Raw genomic sequence first — 24,244 nt, forward strand, 5'->3', positions numbered from 1 at the left:
CAAATTTAGATTCAATTTTCATCATAAAACTAATCCTAAACATAAGTTAATTAACTTTCATTACTGAATTTTTGATATTAATTTTGAGGCAAAAGGAATAAAAATGACAGTTTTAATTACAGGGGCTACGGGATTGGTTGGTAAAGAATTAGTAAAATTGTTACTTCAAAATGGTTTTACAGTTCATTATTTATCTACTTCAAAATCAAAGTTAGTTTCTCAAAATAATTACAAAGGTTTCTATTGGAATCCTAAAACCTCTGATATTGATTTAAATGCTTTAACAGATGTTGAGGTGATTGTACATTTAGCAGGTGCAACAGTAGCTAAAAAATGGACACCATCTTACAAACAAGAAATTATTGAAAGTAGAGTCCTTTCTACAAGATTGTTATATAAAACGCTTCAAAAAAATGTTCATCATGTAAAACAAATTGTTTCAGCATCTGCCATTGGAATTTACCCAGACGATTTAAACTACATTTATCATGAAACGGATAATCAGGTAGATAATTCTTTTTTAGGTAATGTTGTGCAACAGTGGGAGGAAGAGGTAAATCAATTTGAAAAATTGAATATTAAAGTAGCTAAAATTAGAATTGGAATTGTTTTGGCTAAAAATGGAGGAGCGCTACAAGAAATGGCTAAGCCTATTAAGTTGGGAGTTGGTGCTGCTTTCGGAACAGGAAAGCATTATCAATCTTGGATTCATATTGAGGATTTGGTAGCTATTTTCCAATTTATAATTCAAAATCAACTTTCTGGAGTTTACAATGGTGTTGCACCTTATCCTGTTACGAATACGGAATTAACTAAAGCAATTGCTAAGACCTTAGGCAAACCGTTGTTATTACCAAATATTCCAAAGTTTATGATGAAAATAATTTTAGGTGAAATGCATGAAATGTTATTCTCAAGTCAACACGTAAGTTGCAAAAAGCTTCTCGATTTGAAATTTCAATTCAAATTTGCCTCTTTAGACAAGTCCTTACAAGATTTATTAAAATAAAAAAACCGCCAATTAAATTGGCGGTTTTGCTTTATTATTTTGTTGCTTTTAATTTTACAACTAATTCTATTTCATCATTTACAAACTTGTCTTTTAAATCATCAAAGATAGATTTTGAAGCATAGTTTACATTCCAATGTGTTCTGTTGATTTGGAACGAATCAGAAGTTAATGTCATATTATTTCCCTCATAAGCAACTGTTGCAGGAAATGTAACAGGTTTTGTAATCCCTTTTAGTGTTAAGTTACCGTTTACTGTAGTTTTTCCATTTTCAGACGTTATTGAAGTGATTTCAAACATTCCTTCTGGAAATTTACCTACGTTAAAGAAATGATCTTCTCCTTCTTTGTCTCCGGTTCCTTTTAAGTGAGCCTCTAAATCTTCTTTTCCATCACCTGGTTTTAAATCGGTAACCACAATCGAATTCATATCGATGACAAACTTACCGCTTTGAATGCTGTCGTTTTTAACGGCAACTTCACCTGATTTTAAATTAATGGTTCCATTGTGTTTTCCAGCTGGTTTAGAACCTACCCACTCGATAACTGAAGTTTGCGTATCTACTTTATAAGTAGTGCTTTCTGCTGTTGCAGTTGCAACTTCTCCAGCTTCTCCAGTTTCATTTTTTTCTCCTTTACAAGCTACATTCATCGTAATTGTAGCTAAAACGAATAAACTTAAAATGCTTTTTTTCATATTATAATTTTTTTTGTTTATCACAAACATAATTCTAAATTTTATAAAACTCTCTTAAGAAGTTATTAAAATTTAACTTTCAATAAATTTGCTGACAATTTGACATTTTTTAACTTTTGGCAATACATTTGCAATCTCAATTACTAAAGTAAAAATGTTTAAAAAAATTTTTAAAAATATGAGTCAAGAAAGTACTGAAAACATCGAGAAGGAAAACATTAATACTGAGAATGTTTCAGAAAATCAAGAAATAAATGCTCCTGAACAAACGGTTGAAGAGCAACTACAAGAGGAATTAGCGAAAGAAAAAGATAAATTTTTGAGACTTTTTGCTGAATTTGAAAATTATAAAAAACGCACTACTAAAGAGCGTATCGATTTATTTAAAACAGCAAATCAAGAAGTTTTACAAGCAATGTTACCTGTTTTAGATGATTTTGATAGAGCTTGGGCTCAAATTTCTAAATCACAAGAACAAGCCTTAGTAACCGGAGTACAATTGATTCACGATAAATTAAAATCAACTTTAGTGTCTAAAGGATTAGAAGAAGTGGAAGTGAAAGCAGGAGATGCTTTTGATGCTGATTATGCTGAAGCCATTACACAAATTCCAGCACCTTCAGATGATTTAAAAGGTAAAGTGGTGGACGTGATTGAAAAAGGTTACAAATTGGGTGATAAGATTATTCGTTATCCAAAAGTTGTAGTAGGGCAATAATCCCATTGTAGAGTCAAGTTCTAGCTTGTCTTTACGCTATATTTTATAATAAAAAATAGAATGAAAAAAGATTTTTACGAAATATTAGGCATCACAAAAAGTGCTACTCCTGAAGAAATTAAGAAAGCGTATCGCAAGAAAGCTATCGAATTTCATCCTGATAAAAACCCAGGAAATAAAGAAGCAGAAGAAAATTTTAAATTGGCAGCCGAAGCCTATGAAGTATTGAGCGACCCTGACAAAAAGGCTCGTTATGATCAATACGGACATCAAGCGTTTGAAAACGGTGGTTTTGGCGGAGGTCATCATATGAATATGGATGATATTTTCAATCAGTTTGGAGATATTTTTGGAGGGGCTTTTGGAGGTGGCGGTTTCTCTGGCTTCGGAGGTGGCTTTGGTGGCGGTGGTCAACGTAGAGTTAAAGGAAGTAATCTACGTATCAAAGTAAAATTAACTTTGGAAGAGATTGCTAATGGAGTTGAAAAGAAAGTAAAAGTTAAACGTAAAGTTCAAGCTAACGGGGTTACTTACAGAACATGTCCAACTTGTAATGGTTCTGGGCAAATTATGAAAGTGACCAATACCATTTTGGGTAGAATGCAAACGGCAACTACGTGTCATGTTTGTAGCGGTTCTGGTCAAATTTTAGATCAAAAACCTGCTGGAGCCGATGCACAAGGAATGTTGTTAGAGGACGATACCGTATCAATCAAAATTCCAGCTGGAGTAGTAGATGGTATGCAATTAAAAGTTGCTGGAAAAGGTAACGAAGCGCCAGGAACAAATAGTGTTCCAGGTGATTTAATTGTGGCTATCGAAGAAATTGAGCATGAATTTTTAAAGCGTGAAGGCGAAAATTTACATTACGATTTATACATCAGTTTTGCTGAAGCCGCTTTAGGTGTTTCTAAAGAAATTGATACAGTTTCTGGAAAAGTAAGAATTAAATTAGAAGAAGGAATTCAATCGGGTAAAATTCTTCGATTGAAAGGAAAAGGTATTCCAAGCTTAAATTCTTACGGAAATGGCGATTTATTAGTTCATGTAAATGTTTGGACACCAAAAACTTTAAACAAAGAACAAAAGCAGTTTTTTGAGAAAATGCTTACAGATGAAAACTTTATTCCGAAACCAGAAAAGTCAGATAAATCTTTTTTTGAAAAAGTTAAAGATATGTTTTCATAATTAAATAAATATTAATACATTTGAAACTCACTTTCTTAGGAAGGTGAGTTTTTCTTTTTCATAGCAATTTTTCCCATCCTTTAGCAATAAAGGGTGGGTTTTTTTTGTAACAAAATCAGTATATTTACTACTTACTAATAATACAAATTCATACATTCTATATATGAGCAACATTCTCGAAGTACAAAATGTAGTGAAACAATATGGCGATTATACCGCTTTAAATAATGTGTCACTTCAAGTTCCAAAAGGTAGTATTTACGGACTTTTAGGTCCAAATGGTGCAGGAAAGACATCACTAATTCGAATTATCAACCAAATTACAATGCCTGACAGTGGGGTTGTTTTCTTAGATGGTGAAAAGTTAAATCCAGAACATGTAAAACACATTGGATACATGCCTGAAGAACGTGGTTTGTACAAAACGATGAAAGTGGGCGAGCAATGTTTGTACTTAGCTCAATTAAAAGGTATGCCAGAGGCAGAAGCAAAAAAGCAATTAAAATATTGGTTTGAAAAGTTTGAAATTCAAGGTTGGTGGGACAAGAAAATTCAAGAACTTTCCAAAGGAATGGCGCAAAAAATCCAATTTATTGTAACGGTTTTACATCAACCTAAATTACTGATTCTAGACGAACCTTTTTCCGGTTTTGACCCGGTTAATGCGAATTTAATTAAGGACGAAATTATTGAATTGAATAAAAAAGGAACTTCTGTAATTTTTTCAACGCATCGAATGGAATCGGTAGAGGAAATGTGCGATTATATTGCGTTGATTCACAAATCTAACAAATTAATTGAAGGAAAATTAGATGATGTAAAACGTCAACATCGAACAAATATCTATCAAGTTGGTATCATTACCAATAATATTGAAGGATTAATGGTTAGTTTAACTCAAAAATTTACCATTGGGCAAACCAACTTCAAATCTTTAAATGATGATTTGAAATTGGAAGTACACTTAGAAAATCATTCCTCAAATGAACTGATTTCTATGCTGACGCAATTTGGTCAAGTAACCCATTTTATGGAAAAAATTCCTACCGTTAACGATATATTCATTCAAACCGTAAGTCAATAATCATGAGCGTATTATCTTTAATCATAAAAAGAGAATTTATTGCCAAAGTGCGCAATAAATCATTTATCGTAATGACTTTTTTAGGTCCGTTATTGATTGTAGGAATGACGTTTTTAATTGCTTATTTGTCGAGTGTGAACAAAGGAGATATTAAAATTGTGGGAGTTCATGACAGAGCCAATATCTTTATAAATGATTTTAAAAATTCGGAAGATATAAAATATGTAGATCTTTCCAATTTGCCATTTGATAAAGCAAAAGACTCTGCAAGTAATGCTTTTGAAGGTTTGATTTACGTGCCTCAAGTTGCCAATGTTGATGAGTTAGCCACAAAAACAACCTATATTTCAGATGATAGTCCGAAAATGGATTTCTTAATGAATTTACAAAAGATTATCGATACCAAATTAAACAAAGAGAATCTTAAAAAATTGGGTTTTGATGCTGAAAAGATTGAAAATGCCAAAATTAAATCGGAGGTACAATTTGCAAAGTTTTCAGGTGAAGATGGGTTGAAATTTTTAAATGAAATTAAAATTGGAATTGGTTTTGCTTTCGGCTATTTAATTATGATGTTTATTATCATCTACGGAAATATGGTCATGCGAAGTGTGATCGAAGAAAAAACAAATCGTATTATTGAAATCATCATTTCTTCTGTAAAGCCATTTCAATTGATGATGGGAAAAATCATCGGAACTTCATTAGCTGGAATTTTACAATTCTTAATTTGGATTGTTTTGGGCGTTATTTTAATTTTTTCTTTGTCTGCTGTTTTGGGAGGGCAACAAGAAGCTGTTACTACCGCTCAAGTTTCGGTAGAACAAGCTGAAGTAGCTATGAGTTTTGTAGAAAAATTACAATTGTATATTAATGAAATCCCTGTGTTTACGATAGTTATTTCCTTTGTGATTTTCTTTATTGGAGGTTACTTTTTATATAGTTCGTTCTACGCTGCCATTGGAGCTGCAGTAGATTCTGAAACCGATTCGCAACAGTTTTTAATGCCGATTATCATGCCGTTAATGTTGGCGGTTTATGTTGGTTTTTTAACTGTTATGAATGATCCGAACGGAACAGTAGCAGTGATTTTTTCTTTAGTACCATTGACTTCACCAATTGTAATGTTAATGCGAATTCCATTTGGAGTTCCTTTATGGCAAATTGCGCTTTCTGTGGTTTTATTGTACGGAACGTTTATCTTTGTAGTTTGGTTTGCAGCAAAAATCTACCGAGTAGGTATTTTAATGTACGGAAAAAAACCAAGTTGGAAAGAATTATACAAGTGGTTAAAATATTAAAAGAGGTTAAGAGTTTAAATGTTTATAAGTTTAAGAGTTTTTTCCTTTTAAACTTTTAAACTCTCACCTTTTAAACTAAAAAGAATGAGTAAAATCCTTATCATAGAAGACGAAGCAGCAATTCGTAGAGTATTAACAAAAATACTTTCCGAAGAAAATGATTCGTATAAAGTTGAAGAAGCAGAAGATGGTTTACAAGGAGTTGAAAAAGTCAAAAATGAAGATTATGACTTGATTCTTTGCGACATCAAAATGCCAAAAATGGATGGTGTTGAGGTATTAGAAGCCGTTAAAAAAATCAAACCCGAAATTCCAATGGTGATGATTTCAGGTCATGGTGATTTGGAAACTGCGATTAATACCATGCGTTTAGGAGCATTTGACTACATTTCAAAACCGCCCGATTTGAATCGTTTATTAAATACGGTTCGAAATGCGTTAGACAAAAAACAACTAGTTGTAGAGAACAAAAACTTGAAAAAGAAAGTCTCTAAAAACTACGAAATGATAGGAAATAGCGAAGCCATCAATCACATAAAAACGATGATTGAAAAAGTAGCTCCAACGGATGCCCGAGTTTTAATTACAGGACCAAACGGAACAGGAAAAGAATTGGTTGCGCATCAATTACATGAAAAAAGTCAGCGTTCATCTGCTCCTTTAATTGAAGTGAATTGTGCGGCTATCCCTTCCGAATTAATCGAAAGTGAATTGTTTGGTCATGTAAAAGGGGCTTTTACTTCGGCTGTTAAAGACAGAGCTGGAAAATTTGAAGCTGCCGATGGCGGAACGATTTTCTTAGATGAAATTGGCGATATGAGTTTGTCGGCTCAAGCCAAAGTTTTACGTGCTTTGCAAGAGAATTTAATTCAACGCGTTGGTGCCGATAAAGACATAAAAGTGAATGTTCGTGTGGTAGCAGCTACGAATAAAGATTTGAAAAAAGAAATTGAAGAAGGTAGATTCAGAGAAGATTTGTATCACAGATTGGCTGTTATTTTAATTAAAGTTCCAGCTTTGAATGATAGGAGAGAAGATATCCCAGAATTGATTGAGCATTTTGCTGCTAAGATTGCTTCGGAACAAGGAACTTCTCCAAAATCATTTTCAAAATCAGCCATCAAATTATTACAAGAATACGATTGGACAGGAAATATCCGTGAATTACGAAATGTAGTAGAACGCTTAATTATTTTAGGAGGAAATGAAATTTCAGAACAAGATGTAAAACTGTTTGCGAGTAAATAAATTTGGTAATAGGTAAAAGGTCATGGGTAAAAGGTTACCTATTGCCTTTTACCTTTTACCCTTTACCTAAGAAAAAATGCAATTAAAAAAAATAAATCCCAACCTTCAGAAAGCACTCATAGAAAACGATTTGATTGAAGCAAATGAGTTGCAACAAGAGACATTTTCAACCATTAAAAGTGGAGTCGATGCAGTTGTTCAAGCTCCTAAGAATTCAGGCAAAACAACGACTATTTTGTTGAATGTGATTCAGAAAATGGAAAAGCCTGTTGGAGAAAGTACGAGAGCTTTGATTTTAGTTCAAGACAAAGAAAAAGTATTGGAAGCAGTTGAGCAATTCAAAAAGATGAATCATTACAATAATTTGAGAGTTATCGGAGTCCATGAAAAAGGCGATATCGATTATGATAAGAATGTAATTTCTGCTGGAATGGATGTGTTGATAGGAACTCCCATTCGTATTAACGAGATGTTTTCGTCTGCTGGATTTAACATGACAACCATTAAAATGTTTGTAGTTGATGATGTGGATGAAATGCTTCGTAAGCGTGAAGACGCCATTATTTTGAGACTTTCCATGAGTGCCGAGAAAACCCAACGATTGTTTTTCTGTTCACAAATTACCGAAAGAGTTGAAATTTTAGCGGATAAGATTATGATTGAACCTCTGTTTTTTGAAATGGAAGATTAAGAAATAACAAAAACGCCTGAATTACTTCAGGCGTTTTTTTGTTGTTATTTTACTTGGTCTAAACCTCTTTTTCTAAGTAATGGTGCTGTGCTTGGTTCAGCGCCTCGGAAACTTTTGTAAAGTTCCATTGGATCTTCAGTCCCTCCTTTTTCTAATACATTTTTTCGGAATGATTTAGCGTAATCTTGATTGAATAAGCCGTTTATTTTGAATACTTCAAACGCATCGGTATCTAAAACTCCTGACCAAATATAACTGTAATATCCAGCTGAATAACCACCAGCAAAAATGTGGTTGAAATAGGTACTTCTGTACCTAGGAATGATAGTGCTTGGTAAATTCATTTTGTTCATTGCTGTTTTTTCAAACGTTTCAGCATCAACCGTAATATTGCCTTTTTGAGTGTGATATTGCATGTCTAAAAGAGAAGCTGCTAAATATTCGGTAGTAGCAAATCCTTGATCAAAAGTTCCTGCTTTTTGCATTTTTTCAATTAACGCATCCGGAATAACTTCACCAGATTTATAGTGTTTTGCATACATTTTCATTACTTCTGGTTCGGCAGCCCAGTTTTCCATAATTTGAGATGGTAATTCTACGAAATCTCTTGGGACACTTGTGCCAGCGATGCTTTCATAAGTTACGTTTGATAATAATCCGTGTAAAGCGTGTCCAAATTCATGGAAAAACGTGCTTACTTCATCAAAAGTTAATAAAGCTGGTGCGTTTTCTGTTGGTTTTGTAAAATTACAAACTATAGAAACTACAGGAGCAATTCGTTTTCCGTTCTCCATTTTTTGAGTTCTGTAGGATGTCATCCATGCTCCACCTCTTTTTGATGCTCTTGGGTGGAAATCCATGTATAAGATTCCGACGTGATTTCCGTTAGCTTCTGTAACTTCCCAAACGGTTACGTCTTCGTGGTATTTTGGTACATTGTTTAATTGTTTGAATTGTAAGCCATATAAATTTTTACAAACCGTAAAAACACCTTCTCTTGTTTTTTCTAAACTGAAATAGGGTTTCATTTCTTGTTCGTCCAAATCAAAACGCTCTTTTCTTATTTTTTCAGCGTAATATCTCCAATCGTAAGGTTGAACTTCATCTTTAATTCCGTCTTTTAACATCATTTCTTTGATGTCAGCTGCTTCTTTGTTCGCCATGTTTAAAGCTGGAGTCCATAAATCCATTAATAATTTAGTAGCGGTTTCAGGATTTTTAGCCATTGACTTTTCCAAAACATAATCTGCATGAGTAGCGTATCCTAAAAGTTTTGCTTTTTCACTTCTTAAGTTTGCAATTTGGATCGCTAATGCTTTGTTGTCTTTGTCATTGTTATTGTTTGCTCTCATTTGGTAAGCATTCCAAATTTCCTGACGTAATTTTCTATTCGAACTGTATTGTAAGAAAGGCATCACGCTGGAATTTGATAACGTAAATACCCATTTTCCAGCTTTTCCTTTTGCTTTAGCATCAGAAGCAGCCGTTTCTATAAGTTCGTTTGGTAATCCAGTTAAATCATTTTTATCTGAAATTACTAATTCATACGAATTGGTTTCGGCTAAAATATTTTGTCCGTATTTTAAAGTAGCAACTGCCATTTCAGAGTTGATTTCTCTTAATCGTTTCTTGTTTTCTTCTGATAAGTTGGCACCGCTTCTCACAAAGTTTTTATAAAGATTCTCAAGAATTTTAGCTTGCTCTTTGTTTAATTTGAAGTCTTTTTGGTTGTCCCAAATAGTTTTAACTCTCTTGAATAAAGCATCATTTAAATAAATATTATCATTATGAGCTGATAATTTTGGTGCTAATTCTTTTGCAATTGCCTGAATTTCTTCATTTGTATTCGCACTATTAAGATTGTAGAACACTGTACTAGCTTTAGAAAGTAACTTTCCTGAGTTTTCCATTGCAAGGATTGTATTCTCAAACGTTGGTTTTTTCTTGTTAGATACAATAGCATTGATTTCAATTTCATGTTTTTTGATTCCTTCTAAAATTGCAGGTTTAAAGTGCTCATTTTTAATTAAGTGAAAAGGAGGAACCTCATAAGGTGTAGTGTACTTTTCAAAAAACGGATTCATTGTACTTTGTTTTTTGTCTTGTGCATTAACTGACATGGCAGTAGTTAGTGCCGAGAATAATAGTATAGTTTTTATTTTCATTTTGGGTAATTTTTAAAATGTAAAAATAGAAGTTTTTGTACTGAAAGACTAATACTTAACTATATTTTATGAAATCAGAAAGTTGTTTTCTAAAATCAGAATTTAAAATCTATCTTTGCGCCTTCAAAAATTTAAGGAATTACTTAACCTTATCTACCTTAAAATTTTAAACTTACATTATGATAACAGTTAATGATGTTGCCGTAGAATTTGGCGGAACGACTCTTTTTAGTGAAATTACTTTTGCTATTAATGAAAATGATAAAATTGCCTTAATGGGTAAAAATGGAGCTGGAAAATCTACATTATTAAAGATTGTAGCAGGAGTGAACAAGCCTACAAGAGGGGGAATTTCAGCTCCAAGTGATGCCGTAATTGCGTATTTGCCACAGCATTTATTAACTACTGATAATTGTACCGTAATGGAAGAAACTTCAAAAGCTTTTTCTGAAGTTTTGGACATGAAAAAAGAAATTGATGCTATCAACGAACAATTAACGGTTCGTACTGATTACGAGAGTGATGATTACATGAAGTTAATCGAACGTGTTTCAGAGCTTTCAGAAAAATATTATTCGATTGAAGAAGTTAATTATGAGGCGGAAGTAGAAAAGGTTTTAAAAGGTTTGGGTTTTGAAAGAGAAGATTTTACTCGATTAACTTCTGAATTTTCTGGAGGTTGGAGAATGCGTATTGAACTAGCTAAAATCCTTTTGAAAAAACCTGATTTGATTCTTTTAGATGAGCCAACGAACCATTTGGATATGGAGAGTATTCAATGGTTAGAAGAATTTTTGATGAATCAAGCTAAAGCGGTAATGGTAATTTCTCACGATAGAGCGTTTGTAGATAACATCACCAATCGAACTATTGAAGTTACGATGGGCAGAATTTACGATTACAAAGCGAAATATTCCGATTATTTAGTGTTGCGTCAAGATAGACGTATTCATCAACAAAAAGCTTACGATGAGCAACAAAAATTCATTGCTGAAAATCAGGCTTTTATTGAGCGATTTAAAGGAACATATTCTAAAACAGAGCAAGTACAATCGCGCGTTCGAATGCTAGAAAAATTAGTTCTTGTGGAAGTGGATGAAGTAGATACATCGGCTTTGAAGCTCAAATTTCCTCCATCGCCACGTTCAGGTCAATATCCTGTGGTGGTGAGCGAACTTACAAAAAAATATGGAGATCATGTGGTTTTCAATAATGCGAATTTGGTGATTGAGAGAGGTCAGAAAGTGGCATTTGTTGGAAAAAATGGAGAAGGAAAATCTACCATGATTAAAGCAATTATGGGTGAAATTGATTATGATGGTGGAAAAGTAGAAATTGGTCACAATGTACAAATTGGCTATTTCGCTCAAAATCAAGCCGCTCTATTGGATGGAGAATTAACCGTTTTTGATACGATAGATCGCATTGCTGTAGGTGATATTCGTACGAAAATTAAAGATATGTTAGGCGCTTTCATGTTTAAAGGGGACGATATTCAGAAGAAAGTAAAAGTACTTTCTGGAGGTGAGAAAACACGTTTGGCCATGATTAAATTATTGTTAGAACCTGTGAATGTTTTAATTTTGGATGAGCCTACGAATCACTTGGATATGAAAACAAAAGATATTATCAAAGATGCCCTTCGTGATTTTGATGGAACCTTAATTTTAGTTTCTCACGACCGTGATTTCTTGGATGGATTAGCGGAAAAAGTATTTGAATTTGGACACAAACGAGTAAAAGAACATTTCGAAGATATCAAAGGATTCCTAGCATATAAAAAAATGGAGTCCTTAAAAGAGATTGAAAAATAATTAAACAATAGTTAAAAGCTCCGATAGGAGCTTTTTAATTTTTCATTACAATCGGTAAATGAATATATTTGTTATTCTAAAGTTTATAAAAATGAAATATAGTTGTTTACTGATAGTTTTTGCTTTTTTATCGTGTTCTAAAAATATAACATCTGACAGAACTTGGATGCCCTATGACGAAACTGCCCAGATAGAAAGTTTAGCCAATACTAAAAACGAAAGAATGCGATTTAAACTCATTCAATCTAAAAATTTAGATAAAAATGAAATGTTTAAGTCTATTCAGAGTCAACTTGGAAATTTTAATGAACAGGATTATATCCAAATGCTTCCTTATATTTTGGATAAAGATATTTTAAGCCTTCAGAAAAGCATAGACGAGAAAAAGTTGAATTATGAGCAATTGACAAAATGGTATTTGTATCGAATTCTGAAATTTGAAAGTAATCAAGAAACCTTTTTGAATGCGATACTTACCATTAATAAAAATGCAGTTCAAGAAGCCAAGTTATGTGATAAAAGAAGAACTAAAAGTAAATCACATCCAATTTATGGTATGCCTATTTTATTAAAAGATAACATCAATACTGATGGAATGCCCACGACAGCAGGAGCTGTGGCTTTAAAAGATAATAAAACAAATGATGCTTTTGTTGTTAAGCAATTAAAAGCCAAAGGTGCTATCATTTTAGGAAAAGCTAATTTGAGTGAATGGGCATATTTTCTATGTGATGGTTGCCCAAGTGGTTATAGCGCTCTAGGAGGACAGACTTTAAATCCTTATGGAAGAACTATTTTTGATACAGGAGGTTCAAGTTCGGGTAGTGGTGTTTCAGTGGCAGCAAATTATGCTGTTGCAGCTGTTGGTTCTGAGACTTCGGGTTCAATTATATCACCTTCGAGTCAAAATTCTATAGTGGGACTAAAACCAACTATTGGTAAAGTTAGTAGAACAGGAATTATTCCTATTTCATCTACTTTAGATACTGCTGGTCCAATGGCAAAAAATGTAACTGACACCGCAATTTTGTTGTCGGTAATTATGGGATACGATGGTGAAGATAGTACCACCATCAAATCAGAAGCGAATTATGTTTGGACTACATTTTCTGATAACGAGTTAAAAGGGAAACGTTTCGGAGTTTTTAAATCCTATTTGAGTAACACAATTTACCAAAAGACAATCGAAAATTTAAAGTCGCACGGAGTTGAAATTATTGAAATTGAACCACAAAATGTCAATTTTAATGGTTTCGTCACTTTTTTAAATGCGGACATGAAAGTAGATTTACCAAAATACTTAAAATCGCATTCTTCCGTTTATGATTTGTTTCAAACTGTTGATGATATTGTAGTATTCAATAAAAAAGAGGCTGCTTTACGAATTCCTTATGGTCAAGCTTTGTTTGAAGGAATTGTGGCTGAAACTATTTCTGAAGAGGACTTTGCAAAATTGAAGGGAACCTTTTATAGTGAAGCTGTTTCCTTTTTCGAAACTCCTATGAAAACTCATAATTTAGATGCTATAGTGTCGATAAATAATTACAATTCGGGTCATGCTGCTATGGCAAAATATCCTTGTTTGGGTGTTCCTATGGGCTACAGTGAAACTGGAGAGCCAGTTGGGATTACTTTTATTGCAAGACCTTTTGAAGAAGAAAAGTTATTACGAATAGGATTTGCGTTTGAAAAGATACATCCCGTTAGAAAAGCTCCAAAAGGATATAATTGATTTATTTGTTGTTACGATTTTTCCATTTTTCAAATCCTAAAATACTAGGTCTAATTTCTTTTTGCCATTGCTTTCCATAGGTTTTATTCAAAAATTCAAAAACCAATTCATTTTTAGCTTCATATTCATCAAAATTTATCGGTGGAATGCAACCAAAATCATGAAATTTAACATTGTATTTTTTCGCGAAAGCCAAATCATCTTTAGTGATTACAGATGCAATTCCGCCTAACACATAAATAGTTTTTGTATTCGAATTGATTTCAATTTTGATGCTATCGTTTTGTTTCTTCTCTTGAGCATGAAGAGTTAAGCTGAGAAAAAAAGCAATGATGATTAGTCTATAGTTCATCTTTATATTCGTTGTAGATTTTTATTAGATTTTCTTTTGAGATATTTTTAGTAATAATAATGATTACACCAAATTTTCCTTTTTCACCATATAATGATTTAGCTTTTTCATCTTTCCAAACGGTTATAGATTCAATGTCATTAGGATTTAAATATTCTATAACTTCATATTTTAAAATGGAATCATTTACTACAATTAGAGGTTTATCTCTCTTAACTATGTTTGTGGACTTTTTTGGTTGATTCATTATGGTATCTTGACTGAAACTTAAATGAGAAGTCAAAAAAGATAGAAATAAGAATAGGATTAATTGTCTTTTCATAATTTGAATTTTAAATTGTTATTGCTATTTCTTAATCGAAATAATCACCACACCTTTTTCTCCTTTTTTACCATAAATTTTTACGGCATCTGAAGGTTTGATGACTTCAATTTTTTCAATTTTTTGTTTACTTAAAGGCGCATACGGACTCGTGGGTTTTTCTCCAAACAAGGATTCTTCTGAATATTCCACACCGTTGATAAAATAAATAGGTTCTTTTAGTTCGATAATCGATTCAATTTCTTCTGGATTGATATTGTCTAGTGATTTTTCACTCATTTTACCATCAATCAAAAGTAAATCGTCGTTGGTTGTTTTTTTATCTTTATTCTGATTAGTTTTGGCTAAATTCATTGTGAAATCATAACGCTTCCCTTTTGCTAAATTTCCCGAATCATTTGTAGAAGCCGAATTCAAAATGGTATTGTTATATGTTGGAACCAAACTCGTTTTTGCCATTTCTTGAACTTCTTCCTTAACAATAAATTTTGGAATCATCATTTCTTTTTTTGATGCGTAATTGAAGGTATCGTTAATTACAATATTGTTTTGAATTACAATTTGTTGTTGTAAAATTTGTTCCGCTTCTTTTTTAATTTCAGGAGTTGTATTTACAAATCCATTAGCCGATTCTGGTGTTGGAATCACGTTTTTTGATGAATCAATAGTAGTAACTGTGTTTTCAGGAACAATTATAGTTTCTTTTTCTTGTAGTAAGAAAAAAGTTAACGTTCCTACCAAAACTATTGATGCTGCAACCGCTAATTTTTTCCACAAATGTTTCTCCTTTTGAAGCGTTTGGGTTTCTAATTTGTCTTCCACGCGCGCCCAAATCTTCTCCATGCCTGGAAAGTCTTTTTGCTCGGCGTTTTCGGCAGCTTGTTGTATTTTTTTATATAATTTTTCTTCTGTTCCCATGACTATTTTGCTTTTTGATAATAAAAAGTTCTTACCAATTCTTTTAATTTACTTTTCGCCGCATTCAATTGCGATTTCGATGTTCCTTCACTAATGCCAAGTTGTTCTGCAATTTCTTTGTGTGAATAACCTTCAATCACAAATAAATTAAAAATCGTTTGGCATCCATCAGGAATATACTGGAGTAAATTGAGCAAATCTTCTTCTTCTAAATCGGTGACTTCATCTGCTAAGGGTTGCGAATTGTAGCTTACATCTTCTAAATACAAATTAAAGTTGATGTTTTTTTTAATTTGTAAAAGGCAATTATTTACCGTTATTTTTCGCGCCCAAGCTTCAAAAGCCAAATCCTCTTTTAGTTGTTCGATTTTTGTAAATAGGGTAAAAAAAGCATCGGCCAATACTTCTTCAATTTCTTCCTCCTTTTTTAAATACCGTTTACACAAACGATAGAGTTTTGGTGCCATAATTTCATACACCATGCGTTGCGCTTCGCGGTGTTGTTTTCGGCAGCCTTGTATGTGTTTTACATCCATTGGTAAACTTGCTTTTTTATATAGAGCAGAAAAGTTGGGAAAAGGTTGGGAAGGAAGTAAAAAAAATTATTTTTTCAATGTTAATTGGTAAATTGTAGTTTCTAAAGTCTCCGTATCATTGTCTTCGCATAATAAAAACTTAATTTCAGTTTCTGATTCTTTGTAAAGCGTAATACCTTCAAATTTCTGATGTTTCGATAATAATTGCACATTAATAATTTCAAATGTCGGTGCATGCATGATTCCTAAAACGGTTCCTAAGACTTCGCCATCTTCATAAGTAGATTCGGTGTTTTCGGCGCAAGCCAAGAAATAAATTTTATCGCCAATTAAAATCGCATCGGTAAAAGTGGTTTCAATATCATCTAATGTTGGAAGTGAAATCGGTATAAATCGAATGCCTTCTTCTTGGTTATTTGGAATAATAAAAATTCCATTTCGACTGTTTTTTGAATTTCCTCTCTGAAACAATAACATCGTTTGATGCGCATAAATAGCACCTTCAATATTCAGTTGGTTGTCGGTAAACGAACCAATGGTTTTTAATTTTTGGTACAAAGCAGTTAAATCTTGCGTTTTTAAGGTATCGGTTCCTAAATCTAAAGTGAACATCGAATTTCGTTTTTGGGTTGAACCCGAACCTAGCATTATTAACTGATTTCCATGTTGCGTGATGCTTTCTAAATCGGGTTTGTTTTCTTTTTCAATGTTTTCTTTTGCGTTTTTTACTAATGGAAATTTTAGCAAAAGTTTTCTGTCGATGTCGAATTGGTATAAAAAACTACTAGAATCAGATATTACGAATAAAACATTTTGGGAATAAACCAATCCTGAAGCAGCCGAAATACCTTTTATAGTGAAGTGGTTAGTAAGTTTGAAATTTTCCATATTTTTACAAAAGAGTTAACAATTTTTAATGCAAATTAGTTTCTAAAAGTAGTATTTTTACGGCTGTTAACATAAAAAATGAATGTTATTTTCAAATGCTTACTCTAAGTATTTGAGTTATTAAAATTTAAAGATGAAAGTATACACAAAAACAGGCGATACCGGAACCACAGCTTTATTTGGTGGTACGCGTGTGCCAAAACACCATATTCGTATTGAAAGTTATGGAACGGTTGATGAATTGAATTCGCATATTGGATTAATTCGCGACCAAGACATCAATGCTTTATACAAAAATGTTCTCATTGAAGTACAAGACCGGCTATTTACCGTTGGAGCCATTTTAGCAACACCACCTGAAAAGGAAATCATGAAAAATGGTCAGCCTCGTTTGCAAAACTTAGGTATAGTCGAATCAGATATCGAATTTTTAGAAAATGAAATTGATACTATGGAAGAAGCGTTACCACCCATGACACATTTTGTTTTGCCGGGTGGACATACAACCGTGTCATATTGTCATATTGCTCGATGCGTTTGTCGTAGAGCGGAACGTTTAGCCGTACATTTGAATGACATAGAACCCACAGACGAGCGCGTGATTAAGTACCTAAACCGACTTTCTGACTACCTTTTTGTGTTGGCACGAAAGTTGTCACATGATTTGAACGCTGATGAAGTGAAATGGATTCCTAGAAAGTAACATTCAGAAATCAGGTATAGTGTTCAATATACCTTAAAATAAAGATGAAAAGTCATGTTTTGAACACTCAAAAAAAACGTTCTTAAATTTTAGTAAAAAAAGTAAAAAAAAACTTGACTTTTTAAGTAATAAATTTATTTTTGCATAAACTTAAATCGATAAAAAGATGTATTGGACTTTAGAATTAGCATCCTATTTGAGCGATGCACCATGGCCAGCGACCAAAGACGAACTTATCGACTACGCTATTAGAACTGGAGCTCCATTAGAAGTGGTAGAGAATTTACAGTCTATAGAAGACGAAGGTGAAATCTACGAATCAATGGAAGAGATTTGGCCAGATTATCCTACGGACGAAGATTATCTTTGGAATGAGGACGAATATTAAAAATAAATAAACACAACAGAAATAAGTCTCCTTACCGAGGCTTTTTTTGTGGTTTTATCTGCAAACTATATATTGAAAATAAAAAATTATGAGTATCATAAATTCCATATTGAAGGCTTTTGTGGGGGACAAATCGGAGAAAGATGTAAAAGCGATTCAACCTATAATCAATAAAATTAAATCATTTGAAGGCGCGTTACAAGCTTTGTCTCATGATGAACTACGTGCCAAGACAGCTGAATTCAAGGCGAAAATTCAAAATGCTCGCGCTGACAAGGACGCTAAAATAACTTCCTTAAAACTAGAAGCTGAACAAACTACCGATATCGATGCTCGTGAAGATATCTATCTAGAAATAGATAAAATTGAGAAGGAAGCTTATGAAATTTCTGAGAAAGTATTAAATGAAATTCTTCCAGAAGCGTTTGCGGTGGTGAAAGAAACCGCTCGTCGTTTTAAAGACAATACCACTATTACTGTAACGGCTACACCAAAGGATAGAGAATTATCGGCTACAAAACCATACATTACTATTGAAGGTGATACAGCTACTTGGGCTAACTCTTGGGATGCTGCTGGAAAAGCCATCACTTGGGACATGATTCACTATGATGTTCAGTTAATTGGTGGGGTAGTTTTACATCAAGGTAAAATTGCCGAAATGCAAACAGGAGAAGGTAAAACTTTAGTTGCCACACTTCCTTTATACTTAAATGCGTTGACAGGTAATGGTGTGCATTTAGTAACGGTGAATGACTATCTAGCAAAACGTGATAGTACGTGGAAAGCTCCTTTATTTGAGTTTCATGGTTTAACGGTTGATTGTATTGATAATCATCAGCCAAACTCTCCTCAACGAAGAAAAGCATATGAAGCGGATATTACTTATGGAACAAATAATGAATTTGGTTTCGACTATCTTCGTGATAATATGGCGCATGCTCCAGAAGATTTGGTACAGCGCAAACATAATTATGCGATTGTCGATGAGGTTGATTCGGTTTTAATTGATGATGCTAGAACACCATTGATTATTTCTGGACCGGTGCCACAAGGAGACCGTCATGAATTTTTAGAATTAAAACCTAAAGTTGAAAACTTAGTAACACTTCAACGTAAATTAGCTACGGATTGTTTAACTGAAGCAAAACGTTTATTCAAAGAAGGAAATACTAAAGATGCTGGTTTTTATTTATTGCGTTCACATAGAGCTTTACCAAAAAGTAAAGCGTTAATCAAGTTCTTATCTGAAGAAGGAGTAAAACAATTACTTCAAAAAACGGAAAATCAATACATGCAAGATAACAACAGAGAAATGCCAAAAATTGATGAGGCATTATACTTTGTTATTGAAGAAAAAAACAATCAAGTTGAGCTAACGGATAACGGAATCCAATTCCTATCTACTGATACCGATTCTCAATTCTTCGTTTTACCAGATATTGGAACAGCAATTGCCCAAATCGAAAGAGAGAATTTAGCTCCAGAAGAAGCAGCAGAGAAAAAAGAAGAATTATTCCGTGATTTCTCTGTAAAATCTGAACGTATTCACACCTTAACACAATTATTAAAAGCTTACACTTTATTTGAAAAAGATACGGAATACGTTATCATGGACAATAAAGTAATGATTGTAGATGAGCAAACAGGACGTATCATGGATGGTCGTCGTTACTCAGATGGTTTACACCAAGCAATCGAAGCTAAAGAAAATGTAAAAATCGAAGCAGCAACGCAAACTTTCGCAACCATTACGTTACAGAATTATTTCCGTATGTATAATAAGTTGGGAGGTATGACGGGAACAGCTTCAACAGAAGCAGGAGAGTTCTGGGAAATCTATAAATTAGATGTGGTAGAAATTCCAACCAACCGTCCAATTGCTCGTAAAGATAAAGACGATTTAATTTACAGAACGGTTCGTGAAAAATTCAACGCCGTTATTGAAGATGTAGTGCAATTGTCAAATGCAGGAAGACCTGTATTGATTGGAACAACATCAGTAGAGATTTCGGAATTATTAAGCCGAATGTTGAAATTAAGAGGTATTAAACACAATGTATTGAATGCTAAAATGCATAAAAGCGAGGCAGAAATTGTAGCAGAAGCAGGAAAACCTGGAGTAGTTACAATTGCAACGAATATGGCGGGTCGTGGTACCGATATTAAATTATCTGACGAAGTTAAAAAAGCAGGTGGTTTGGCTATTATCGGAACAGAACGTCACGATTCACGTCGTGTAGACCGTCAGTTAAGAGGTCGTGCGGGTCGTCAAGGAGATGTCGGTAGTTCTCAATTCTACGTTTCTTTGGAAGATAACCTAATGCGTTTGTTCGGTTCTGAAAGAGTAGCGAAAGTTATGGATAGAATTGGTCTGAAAGAAGGTGAAGTAATTCAACATTCGATGATGACAAAATCTATCGAAAGAGCTCAGAAAAAAGTAGAAGAAAACAACTTTGGTGTTCGTAAACGTTTGTTAGAATATGACGACGTAATGAACGCACAAAGAGAAGTAGTATACAAAAGAAGACGTCACGCTTTACATGGTGAACGTTTGAAAGTGGATATTGCCAACATGATGTATGACACTTGCGAATTAGTAGTGGAACAAAATAAATTAGCAGATGATTTCAAAAACTTCGAGTTTGAATTAATTCGTTATTTCTCAATTAGTTCACCAGTTTCTGAATCAGATTTTGGAAAACTTTCTGCTAGAGAAATTACTGGAAAACTGTATAAGGCTGTTTTAGCTCATTATGAGGAAAAAAACACTAGAGATGCTCACGAAGCGTATCCGATCATCAAAAATGTGTACGAAAATAACAATGGTCAGTATCAAAGAATTGTAGTTCCTTTTACGGATGGTATCAAAACTTTGAATGTAGTAACTGATTTAGAAAAAGCGTATACTACAGAAGGACGTTCGTTAGTGACTGATTTCGAGAAAAACATCACATTAGCTATTGTAGATGAAGCTTGGAAAAAGCATTTGCGTAAAATGGACGAATTGAAACAATCGGTTCAGTTGGCTGTTCATGAACAAAAAGATCCATTGTTGATTTACAAATTTGAAGCATTCAACTTGTTTAAAAAAATGATTGACGATGTAAATAAAGAAGTGATTTCATTCTTATTCAAAGGTGATTTGCCACATCGTAATGAAAACATTCAAGAGGCAAGACAAGAAACACGTCAAGAAAAATACACTGAAACTAAAGAGGATTTAGACTCGCCAGCTTCAGAAGCCAAAAAAGCAGGAGAAATGGCAAGTCAAAGACCTCCAGTTACTGAGACGATTACTAGAGAAATGCCAAAAATCAATCGTAATGACACTGTTACTATCAAACATGTAATGAGTGGCAAAAGCGAAACCATGAAATACAAAAAAGCTGAAAGTTTATTAGCTTCAGGTGAATGGGTTTTGGTTAACGAATAATTTTAAACACAAATAAAGGAATCCTCAATTACAAAAGTAGTTGGGGATTTTTTTTATCACGAAATGAATTAAAGTAACTATCTTTGAAAAGACAATTTAATTTAAAAATGAACGAAAACACTATTGTTTACACCGAATTTTTCAATCATGTTAACGAAAGTATCACCAACGGAACTTTCGCTAAACTCACTTTAGCCAAAACTATCGGAAAACCTGAATTACAAAATATCTACGTGAGAACCATTGCGCAAGATGGCGTTTTGAAGCTATCCGTTACGTTTAAGATTTACAACGAAGGTTTACAAGAAGTAGAAAAGATTATCAAAATGGAGGAAATGGAAGCGGAGCTAACGCCTTATATTGCCAATCCGTTTATGTCGGTTTTATTGTTTACTACGGATGCTGATATTACCATGAAAATCAACAAAAAAAGAAACGCCAGTATTATCGAACAACCACCAACGTTTAAAAATGCAGATGCCAATTTGATGGAGTTTTTAGGGAAGTAATTTTTTGACTATTCCCCATCCGGAAAAATCTTCCCAGGATTCAATACATTATTCGGGTCAAAAATAGCTTTAATTCGCTCCATCAATTCTAAATGTACTTTTGAAAACGCAATATCCATATAGTTTTTTTGCACTAAACCAATGCCGTGCTCACCTGATAAAGTTCCTTTTAAACCAACAGTCAATTCAAAAATTTCACGAATTCCTTTAGGAACTTCCGTTTTCCAATTCTCATCGGTCATGTTGCCTTTGATGATGTTTACGTGTAAATTACCATCGCCCGCATGGCCATAACACACGGATTGAAAGCCATGTTTTGCTCCAATTTCTTTGATTCCTTTTAATAGTTTTGGTAATTCATATCTTGGCACAACCGTATCTTCTTCTTTGTAAATCGAATTTGCTTTTACTGCTTCCGCTACAGAACGGCGCATTTTCCAAAGGGCATTTTTTTGTTCGTCAGTATCGGCAAATAATACTTCGTCGATTTCAAATTGTTCAACTACTGCCAAAATTTGTTCGGCTTCTTGCATCAAAATTTCTGGATAATTCCCATCTACTTCAATCAACAAATGCGCTTGAACGTTGTCTTTTACTTCCACATTCAAATCCTCGACAAATTTCAACGTCCAATCAATCGCATCACGTTCCATAAACTCTAGAGCACTTGGAACAATTCCTGCTCTAAAAATCGCTGAAACCGCTTCACACGCTTGCTCTGCTTTATAAAACGGAACCAAAAGTAAAACGTTGTGTTTGTTTTGAGGTAATAATTTCAATACAATTTTGGTTACGATTCCCAAAGTTCCTTCGCTACCCACCATCAATTGCGTTAAATTATAACCAGTGGAATTTTTTAAAGTATTAGCGCCTGTCCAAATGATATCGCCTGTTGGTAAAACGACTTCTAAATTTAATACATAATCTTTGGTAACACCATATTTCAAAGCCCTCGCACCACCAGAGTTTTCGGCAATATTGCCACCTATAAAACAACTTCCCATACTACTTGGATCAACAGGATAAAACAAGTCTTTTTCAGCAACAGCTTCTCTTAACACTTGCGTAATTACTCCAGGTTCGGTAGTAACTTGAAGGTTTTTCTCATCAATTTCAATGATTTTATTAAAGCGTTCCATTGAAATCGCAATACCTCCATAAATCGATAAAGCGCCACCACTCAAACCCGTACGTGCACCAATCGGCGTTGTCGGAATTTTATAAGTGTTGGAAACTTTTAAAATTTGCGCCACTTCTTCTGTATTTGCAGGTTTCACCACAACATGAGGCGGAAAACTCAAATCTTCCGTTTCGTCATGACCATACGTTTTACGAGTAGCTTTATCAGTAAAAATATAAGCCGAACCTACAATGTTTTCAAGTGCCAGTAATATTTCAGGATTCATAGTGTAAAATTGATGTGTAAAGATAATTAATTTTATATTTTTTGGAACACAGAATTTTTCGCTCGCAAAGTCGCTAAGTCGCAAAGAGTTCAAAAAAAACTTGGAGGAACTTTGTGTCAAGCTTAGTGCAACTTTGTGATACTAACTCAAAACCCAATACCAAAAAGCCACCGTCAACAACGACAATGGTATTCCAATTCCAATCATCATACTGCTTAATTTCGGTTTTAATCCGTAGTTAGAGGCTAAAATCGCACCTGTAATCATTGGTGCCATGGCAGATTCCATAATGGAAACATCAATTTCTAAACCTTTTCCACCTAATACGATTTTGTATAGCAAGAAGAAGAAAGCTGGCATCAATATCAATTTAAAAAGTAATCCTAAGGTTAAAAAACGCCAATGTTTACTTCGAGTATCAATTTTTAATTGCAATCCAACCGCTACTAATGCGACAGGTGTTACCGTGTTTCCGATTCGTAAAAACGAGTTTTGCAATGCTTCAGGAAATTCTAATGAAAATAGTGTGCAACAAAGTGCAATCGTAAAGGCAATAAAAGGTGGAAATTTTACAATTTTCAATACGATTTCAGTAGTACTTAAATTGCCTCTTGAAAAACTCGCTGCGACTAAAATTCCTAAAGTCGTTACGACTACGAATGAACCGGGTTGGTCAACGATGATAGCGGTTTTCAATCCTTCGGCGCCAAATAAAGCTTCGATGATGGGAAAGCCTACGAAAGAAGTATTGCTCAATCCGCCTGTCAAAATCAAACAGCCGATTAGCTTTTTCGACCATTTGAAATACGTTCCCAAAGTATAGAAAAATACAAACGATAATCCGAAACCTAACCACGCAATTCCTAATGGATAAAGTAAAGCTAATGAAATAGTGATTTTTGGAATATAATACAACGCCATGGCCGGAAGCGAAACGTAAATCACGTATTGATTCAAACTCTGATAAGCGTTTTTAGGAAATTGCGGTACTTTTTGAAGCGCAACACCCAAAATCAAACATAAAAATAATAGAATGATGTTTTCCATATGTCGAAAATCGAGAATACAAAGGTAATTAAACCTTGAGATTTCGATGTTTCATATTCCTACATTTTTTGTATTTTTACACAAAGCAAAAC

The 24,244-nt window shown here is 33.6% G+C and carries 22 protein-coding genes; 13 read left to right on the forward strand and 9 right to left on the reverse strand.

Features of this window, described 5'->3' with window-relative positions:
* The first annotated feature begins 103 nt into the window (after nucleotides 1-103).
* Nucleotides 104-1,009, forward strand: a complete 906-nt coding sequence (locus NAT47_RS10405) for a TIGR01777 family oxidoreductase (RefSeq protein ID WP_250582511.1) — start codon at nucleotides 104-106, stop codon at nucleotides 1,007-1,009.
* 34 nt (nucleotides 1,010-1,043) lie between these two features.
* Here the strand turns inward: NAT47_RS10405 and NAT47_RS10410 are convergent, their stop codons facing one another.
* Complete coding sequence (locus NAT47_RS10410; RefSeq protein ID WP_250582513.1) at nucleotides 1,044-1,706, reverse strand: YceI family protein; 663 nt, start codon at nucleotides 1,704-1,706, stop codon at nucleotides 1,044-1,046.
* A 178-nt stretch (nucleotides 1,707-1,884) separates the two neighbouring features.
* Here NAT47_RS10410 and NAT47_RS10415 point away from each other — a divergent pair, with 178 nt between their 5' ends.
* The 6 genes from NAT47_RS10415 to NAT47_RS10440 all read left to right on the forward strand — a co-directional run bounded on the left by NAT47_RS10415 (nucleotide 1,885) and on the right by NAT47_RS10440 (nucleotide 7,936).
* Nucleotides 1,885-2,424 carry a nucleotide exchange factor GrpE gene (locus tag NAT47_RS10415; protein WP_408610608.1) on the forward strand — a complete coding sequence of 180 codons (540 nt, stop codon included), beginning with the start codon at nucleotides 1,885-1,887 and terminating at the stop codon, nucleotides 2,422-2,424.
* Between the two features lie 60 nt (nucleotides 2,425-2,484).
* Nucleotides 2,485-3,612, forward strand: a complete 1,128-nt coding sequence (dnaJ, locus tag NAT47_RS10420; protein ID WP_250582517.1) for a molecular chaperone DnaJ — start codon at nucleotides 2,485-2,487, stop codon at nucleotides 3,610-3,612.
* 163 nt (nucleotides 3,613-3,775) lie between these two features.
* Nucleotides 3,776-4,696, forward strand: a complete 921-nt coding sequence (locus NAT47_RS10425; RefSeq protein ID WP_250582519.1) for an ABC transporter ATP-binding protein — start codon at nucleotides 3,776-3,778, stop codon at nucleotides 4,694-4,696.
* Between the two features lie 2 nt (nucleotides 4,697-4,698).
* Nucleotides 4,699-5,997 (forward strand): ABC transporter permease, encoded by a 1,299-nt coding sequence (locus NAT47_RS10430; protein ID WP_250582521.1) that lies wholly within the window; start codon nucleotides 4,699-4,701, stop codon nucleotides 5,995-5,997.
* An 84-nt stretch (nucleotides 5,998-6,081) separates the two neighbouring features.
* On the forward strand, nucleotides 6,082-7,245 hold the full coding sequence (locus NAT47_RS10435) for a sigma-54-dependent transcriptional regulator (protein ID WP_250582523.1): 1,164 nt from the start codon (nucleotides 6,082-6,084) through the stop codon (nucleotides 7,243-7,245).
* A gap of 76 nt (nucleotides 7,246-7,321) precedes the next feature.
* Nucleotides 7,322-7,936: a DEAD/DEAH box helicase gene (locus tag NAT47_RS10440; protein ID WP_250582524.1), complete on the forward strand. Its 615-nt coding sequence runs from the start codon at nucleotides 7,322-7,324 to the stop codon at nucleotides 7,934-7,936.
* A 44-nt stretch (nucleotides 7,937-7,980) separates the two neighbouring features.
* Here NAT47_RS10440 and NAT47_RS10445 read toward each other — a convergent pair whose 3' ends face one another.
* Nucleotides 7,981-10,101 (reverse strand): M3 family metallopeptidase, encoded by a 2,121-nt coding sequence (locus tag NAT47_RS10445; protein WP_250582526.1) that lies wholly within the window; start codon nucleotides 10,099-10,101, stop codon nucleotides 7,981-7,983.
* A gap of 179 nt (nucleotides 10,102-10,280) precedes the next feature.
* Between NAT47_RS10445 and NAT47_RS10450 the strand changes: the two genes are divergently transcribed.
* On the forward strand, nucleotides 10,281-11,915 hold the full coding sequence (locus tag NAT47_RS10450) for an ABC-F family ATP-binding cassette domain-containing protein (protein WP_250582528.1): 1,635 nt from the start codon (nucleotides 10,281-10,283) through the stop codon (nucleotides 11,913-11,915).
* A 91-nt stretch (nucleotides 11,916-12,006) separates the two neighbouring features.
* Nucleotides 12,007-13,647, forward strand: coding sequence for an amidase family protein (locus NAT47_RS10455; protein WP_250582530.1), 1,641 nt, complete (start codon nucleotides 12,007-12,009; stop codon nucleotides 13,645-13,647).
* Between the two features lies 1 nt (nucleotide 13,648).
* Here the strand turns inward: NAT47_RS10455 and NAT47_RS10460 are convergent, their stop codons facing one another.
* From NAT47_RS10460 to NAT47_RS10480, 5 genes are all read right to left on the reverse strand, one after another.
* Nucleotides 13,649-13,999 (reverse strand): FEKKY domain-containing protein, encoded by a 351-nt coding sequence (locus NAT47_RS10460; protein ID WP_250582532.1) that lies wholly within the window; start codon nucleotides 13,997-13,999, stop codon nucleotides 13,649-13,651.
* Nucleotides 13,989-14,321, reverse strand: a complete 333-nt coding sequence (locus NAT47_RS10465) for a hypothetical protein (protein ID WP_250582534.1) — start codon at nucleotides 14,319-14,321, stop codon at nucleotides 13,989-13,991. Before NAT47_RS10465 ends, NAT47_RS10460 begins: the two co-directional genes overlap by 11 nt.
* 24 nt (nucleotides 14,322-14,345) lie before the next feature.
* On the reverse strand, nucleotides 14,346-15,239 hold the full coding sequence (locus NAT47_RS10470; RefSeq protein WP_250582536.1) for a hypothetical protein: 894 nt from the start codon (nucleotides 15,237-15,239) through the stop codon (nucleotides 14,346-14,348).
* A gap of 2 nt (nucleotides 15,240-15,241) precedes the next feature.
* Entirely contained in the window at nucleotides 15,242-15,775 is a 534-nt protein-coding gene (locus NAT47_RS10475) for an RNA polymerase sigma factor (RefSeq protein ID WP_250582538.1), read from the reverse strand.
* Between the two features lie 66 nt (nucleotides 15,776-15,841).
* Complete coding sequence (locus tag NAT47_RS10480) at nucleotides 15,842-16,663, reverse strand: DUF6929 family protein (protein WP_250582540.1); 822 nt, start codon at nucleotides 16,661-16,663, stop codon at nucleotides 15,842-15,844.
* 133 nt (nucleotides 16,664-16,796) lie between these two features.
* Between NAT47_RS10480 and NAT47_RS10485 the strand changes: the two genes are divergently transcribed.
* The 4 genes from NAT47_RS10485 to NAT47_RS10500 all read left to right on the forward strand — a co-directional run bounded on the left by NAT47_RS10485 (nucleotide 16,797) and on the right by NAT47_RS10500 (nucleotide 21,699).
* On the forward strand, nucleotides 16,797-17,366 hold the full coding sequence (locus NAT47_RS10485) for a cob(I)yrinic acid a,c-diamide adenosyltransferase (protein WP_250582542.1): 570 nt from the start codon (nucleotides 16,797-16,799) through the stop codon (nucleotides 17,364-17,366).
* A gap of 166 nt (nucleotides 17,367-17,532) precedes the next feature.
* Nucleotides 17,533-17,754 (forward strand): DUF2795 domain-containing protein, encoded by a 222-nt coding sequence (locus NAT47_RS10490; RefSeq protein ID WP_002986941.1) that lies wholly within the window; start codon nucleotides 17,533-17,535, stop codon nucleotides 17,752-17,754.
* A gap of 88 nt (nucleotides 17,755-17,842) precedes the next feature.
* Nucleotides 17,843-21,190, forward strand: coding sequence for a preprotein translocase subunit SecA (gene secA / locus NAT47_RS10495; protein ID WP_250582544.1), 3,348 nt, complete (start codon nucleotides 17,843-17,845; stop codon nucleotides 21,188-21,190).
* 107 nt (nucleotides 21,191-21,297) lie between these two features.
* Complete coding sequence (locus NAT47_RS10500; protein WP_250582546.1) at nucleotides 21,298-21,699, forward strand: hypothetical protein; 402 nt, start codon at nucleotides 21,298-21,300, stop codon at nucleotides 21,697-21,699.
* A gap of 8 nt (nucleotides 21,700-21,707) precedes the next feature.
* Here NAT47_RS10500 and NAT47_RS10505 read toward each other — a convergent pair whose 3' ends face one another.
* Nucleotides 21,708-23,105 carry an FAD-binding oxidoreductase gene (locus tag NAT47_RS10505; RefSeq protein ID WP_250582548.1) on the reverse strand — a complete coding sequence of 466 codons (1,398 nt, stop codon included), beginning with the start codon at nucleotides 23,103-23,105 and terminating at the stop codon, nucleotides 21,708-21,710.
* Nucleotides 23,106-23,246: 141 nt separating this feature from the next.
* A complete protein-coding gene (locus tag NAT47_RS10510) occupies nucleotides 23,247-24,152 on the reverse strand; it encodes an AEC family transporter (protein WP_250582550.1) in 906 nt (301 codons plus the stop codon).
* Nucleotides 24,153-24,244: the final 92 nt, after the last annotated feature.

This window comes from Flavobacterium fragile (assembly GCF_023634865.1).
GTDB classification, from domain to species: Bacteria; Bacteroidota; Bacteroidia; order Flavobacteriales; family Flavobacteriaceae; genus Flavobacterium; species Flavobacterium fragile.

What these genes read in the sequence shown, in the direction of transcription:
- NAT47_RS10510 (WP_250582550.1), bottom strand. Translation starts at nt 24,152, where the DNA reads ATGGAAAACATCATTCTATTATTTTTATGTTTGATTTTGGGTGTTGCG.
- NAT47_RS10485 (WP_250582542.1), top strand. Translation starts at nt 16,797, where the DNA reads ATGAAAGTATACACAAAAACAGGCGATACCGGAACCACAGCTTTATTT.
- NAT47_RS10505 (WP_250582548.1), bottom strand. Translation starts at nt 23,105, where the DNA reads ATGAATCCTGAAATATTACTGGCACTTGAAAACATTGTAGGTTCGGCT.
- NAT47_RS10490 (WP_002986941.1), top strand. Translation starts at nt 17,533, where the DNA reads ATGTATTGGACTTTAGAATTAGCATCCTATTTGAGCGATGCACCATGG.
- NAT47_RS10445 (WP_250582526.1), bottom strand. Translation starts at nt 10,101, where the DNA reads ATGAAAATAAAAACTATACTATTATTCTCGGCACTAACTACTGCCATG.
- NAT47_RS10450 (WP_250582528.1), top strand. Translation starts at nt 10,281, where the DNA reads ATGATAACAGTTAATGATGTTGCCGTAGAATTTGGCGGAACGACTCTT.
- NAT47_RS10435 (WP_250582523.1), top strand. Translation starts at nt 6,082, where the DNA reads ATGAGTAAAATCCTTATCATAGAAGACGAAGCAGCAATTCGTAGAGTA.
- NAT47_RS10460 (WP_250582532.1), bottom strand. Translation starts at nt 13,999, where the DNA reads ATGAACTATAGACTAATCATCATTGCTTTTTTTCTCAGCTTAACTCTT.
- NAT47_RS10410 (WP_250582513.1), bottom strand. Translation starts at nt 1,706, where the DNA reads ATGAAAAAAAGCATTTTAAGTTTATTCGTTTTAGCTACAATTACGATG.
- secA (WP_250582544.1), top strand. Translation starts at nt 17,843, where the DNA reads ATGAGTATCATAAATTCCATATTGAAGGCTTTTGTGGGGGACAAATCG.
- NAT47_RS10475 (WP_250582538.1), bottom strand. Translation starts at nt 15,775, where the DNA reads ATGGATGTAAAACACATACAAGGCTGCCGAAAACAACACCGCGAAGCG.
- NAT47_RS10430 (WP_250582521.1), top strand. Translation starts at nt 4,699, where the DNA reads ATGAGCGTATTATCTTTAATCATAAAAAGAGAATTTATTGCCAAAGTG.
- dnaJ (WP_250582517.1), top strand. Translation starts at nt 2,485, where the DNA reads ATGAAAAAAGATTTTTACGAAATATTAGGCATCACAAAAAGTGCTACT.
- NAT47_RS10425 (WP_250582519.1), top strand. Translation starts at nt 3,776, where the DNA reads ATGAGCAACATTCTCGAAGTACAAAATGTAGTGAAACAATATGGCGAT.
- NAT47_RS10470 (WP_250582536.1), bottom strand. Translation starts at nt 15,239, where the DNA reads ATGGGAACAGAAGAAAAATTATATAAAAAAATACAACAAGCTGCCGAA.
- NAT47_RS10455 (WP_250582530.1), top strand. Translation starts at nt 12,007, where the DNA reads ATGAAATATAGTTGTTTACTGATAGTTTTTGCTTTTTTATCGTGTTCT.
- NAT47_RS10415 (WP_408610608.1), top strand. Translation starts at nt 1,885, where the DNA reads ATGAGTCAAGAAAGTACTGAAAACATCGAGAAGGAAAACATTAATACT.
- NAT47_RS10500 (WP_250582546.1), top strand. Translation starts at nt 21,298, where the DNA reads ATGAACGAAAACACTATTGTTTACACCGAATTTTTCAATCATGTTAAC.
- NAT47_RS10480 (WP_250582540.1), bottom strand. Translation starts at nt 16,663, where the DNA reads ATGGAAAATTTCAAACTTACTAACCACTTCACTATAAAAGGTATTTCG.
- NAT47_RS10405 (WP_250582511.1), top strand. Translation starts at nt 104, where the DNA reads ATGACAGTTTTAATTACAGGGGCTACGGGATTGGTTGGTAAAGAATTA.
- NAT47_RS10465 (WP_250582534.1), bottom strand. Translation starts at nt 14,321, where the DNA reads ATGAAAAGACAATTAATCCTATTCTTATTTCTATCTTTTTTGACTTCT.
- NAT47_RS10440 (WP_250582524.1), top strand. Translation starts at nt 7,322, where the DNA reads ATGCAATTAAAAAAAATAAATCCCAACCTTCAGAAAGCACTCATAGAA.